Raw genomic sequence first — 2,776 nt, forward strand, 5'->3', positions numbered from 1 at the left:
GACGGAACGGCTGCTTGATCCCAGCGGATCGACATCCAGGCGTGATTGGGACATAGTCCGGCCGATGTGGCCTTTCATCGCTCCTTCGGTGGGCGCTTGCTGATGGAGAGCCGGATGACGGATCCGGCCGCGGCGGTACAAGTCCATGCTACGGCACGAGGCGCCGCGCAGTCCTCTGCCACGACGAAAAACGCCTTGGTATCGATCCTGCATCAATCGTGCATCAGTCCGGTTTAGCCGAGGTTAAAGCAGCCATCAGCCCCCCACCGGTATGCCAAGCTAGTGGGGCAGGACGGGCGGCAGCCCGCCCGTTTCGGCCCTGCAACACGCACCAATCCGCCAGGCAGAAGGGATCGCAGGCATCACCAGCAACCAGCTCCGGCAGCCTTCCGGCTCGGTCCCAACACGGCGCTTCGGCGCGTGGTTGGCGCTGGTCACTGCCTCCTCGCTGGTGTTGCTCGGCTGCTCGCCGCAAACCGGTGTCGGTGCCGGGCAGACCTCCATGCCCGTTCCCACCGCCCCCAGCTCGGCAAACAGCGCGCTGGTTCCCAGCGCGCCGGTCGAGACGTCGCGCTCCTCCGGGCTCTCGCCGATCTATTGGCTCGGGACCAATGCGGACAACGTGTTCCTGTACCGCGAATACCGCCAGGCGGAGAACCTCGGGGACCCCATTACGACGGCGGTGGCCGCCTTGACGCGGCTGCAGCCCCTTGACCCGGACTACTTCAATGCGCTCAGCCCTGCCAGCAAGGTGGGTGCTTCGATCACCAACAATTCGGTCATCACGCTCGATATCTCCTCCGACGCCTTCAAGCGCCGGGTGGATAAGGGCATCGCCGAGCGCGCCGTGCAGCAACTGGTCTTCACCGCCACCGCCGCCGCCGCCAACGCGGGGCTGAGCTCCTCGGACAATCCGCTGGAAGTGGTCATTTTGGTGGATGGCCACCACGGCTACGAAGCCTTCGGCCACGTTCCGCTGGGCAAGCCCATGACGCGGAACAGCAGCCTCTCCGCCCCGGTCTGGATCATCGATCCCGCTGAAGGCGCAACGTCAGCGGGCAGGGTGGAGGTCTTTGGCCGGGGCGTCGCGTTCGAATCGCAGCTGAGCTGGCAGATCTACCGCCTTGCCGACGCCAAGGACATGTCCGAAGGCGATCTGGTCAAGGACGGCACCGTCTCCGTGAATGCGGCCGGCGGCGCAATCGGCGAGTTCACGTTCAGCCAGAAGCTGGATCCGGGCAGCTACCGGCTCTACGTCTTCCAGCCGGACATGAGCGGGCGGACCGGCGAGCGGCTGAATCCGGACAGCAAGGTCTTCACGATCGAGTAGCCGGCCCTCCGGCGCGCAGGTGCAGCGGCAGCCCGGCGCGGCCCCCTCCAGTGCGCACGCTCAGCGCCAGCGGCCCAGCATCTCGCTCAGCAACGTCAGGGCGGCGGGACCGGCCGTCGAAGAACGCAGCACATGCGGGCCCAGCCGCACCGCCACCGCGCCGGCCTCGAGCATGGCGTCCACCTCGGCCTGGCTCATGCCGCCCTCGGGCCCGACAATCATCAACACCCGTGCCCCGCTGCATGCCGCGCCAGGGGGCCGGCCGCCGCCGTCGTCGTTCGCGGAGGGCTCCCCGAGGTACGCCGGGCTTGGAAGCAACCCGGCACGCGCAAGGGCTTCGGCCACGCCGGTTTCGCCGTCTTCATGCAGCAGCAGCGAGAGCCGGCTGGATCGGATCAGGGCACACAGCCCGGCCCGCTCCACCAGGGGTTCCACCTGGGGCACGTGTGCCCGCCGGGACTGCTTGGCGGCGGCCCGGACGGCCATCTGCCACTTGGCCGCTCCCTTGGCCGCCTTGTCCGCTTTCCAGCGCACAATGCTGCGTTCGGCCTGCCACGGGACCACGGCATCCACGCCGAGCTCGGTCGCCGCCTCGATGGCGAGTTCGTCGCGGTTACCCTTGGCCAGAGCCTGCACCAGCACCAGCTGCGGATCGGGTTCCGGCTCCTGCACCATCCGGAGGGCCCGGACGGTGAGCCGGCCGGAAGCGCCGGCGAGAGCCTGGCCGACCAGCCGGCGGCCGTGTCCGTCGGCCAGGTCGACGGGCTCGCCCGGTTCGATCCGCTTCACCGTGACGGCGTGCCGCGCTTCGTCCCCGCCCAAGGTGTAGGTGTCGCCGGGGGCAACACCGTCAAGTTCGCCCGGGGCAGTGAAGAACAGGTGGCTGGTCACGCCTACAGGTTACCGAGCCGGTCCCGGAGCCGGGCGAAGACTCCCGTGCCGGAAGATGCCAGCTTGCCCTCTGTGTATTCCTCGCCGCGGGCCTGGGCCAGCCGGCGCAGCAGATCCTCTTGCTCCGCATCCAGCTTGGTGGGGGTTTCCACATGCACGTGCACCTGCAGGTCTCCGCGCCCGTAGCCGCGCAGGTGCGCCACGCCCAGCCCGTGCAGGGTGAGGGTCTCGCCCGCCTGTGTACCGGGCTTGATGCTCACTTCGCGTTCGCCGTCGAAAGTGTCCAGCGTGACGTCGGTGCCCAGCGCGGCAGCAGTCATCGGCACCGTGAGGGTGACGTGCAGATCGTCGCCCTCGCGAATGAAGTTCTTGTCCGGATTAACCCGGATTTCCACGTACAGGTCGCCCTGCGGGCCGCCTGCCGGACCGGCCTCGCCCTGACCGGCGAGCTGGATCCGGGTCCCCGTCCCCACGCCGGCGGGAAGCTTGATGGTCAGCGAACGGCGGCTGCGGATGCGGCCCTCCCCGTTGCACTCGTTGCAGGGGTCCGGGATG

The 2,776-nt window shown here is 68.6% G+C and carries 3 protein-coding genes; 1 reads left to right on the plus strand and 2 read right to left on the minus strand.

The window, feature by feature from the left end; translation table 11 throughout:
* Window positions 1–424: 424 nt before the first annotated feature.
* Window positions 425–1,330 (plus strand): GerMN domain-containing protein, encoded by a 906-nt coding sequence (locus AC5RWT_RS36415; protein WP_494084468.1) that lies wholly within the window; start codon window positions 425–427, stop codon window positions 1,328–1,330.
* 60 nt (window positions 1,331–1,390) lie between these two features.
* Here the strand turns inward: AC5RWT_RS36415 and AC5RWT_RS36420 are convergent, their stop codons facing one another.
* Together AC5RWT_RS36420 and AC5RWT_RS36425 are read right to left on the minus strand one after the other, a co-directional pair.
* Window positions 1,391–2,221 (minus strand): 16S rRNA (uracil(1498)-N(3))-methyltransferase, encoded by an 831-nt coding sequence (locus AC5RWT_RS36420; protein ID WP_494084469.1) that lies wholly within the window; start codon window positions 2,219–2,221, stop codon window positions 1,391–1,393.
* 2 nt (window positions 2,222–2,223) lie between these two features.
* A partial coding sequence (locus tag AC5RWT_RS36425) for a DnaJ C-terminal domain-containing protein (protein WP_494084470.1) occupies window positions 2,224–2,776 on the minus strand: 553 nt, incomplete at its 5' end.

The sequence above is a fragment of the Arthrobacter sp. Dra40 genome (assembly GCF_059091905.1).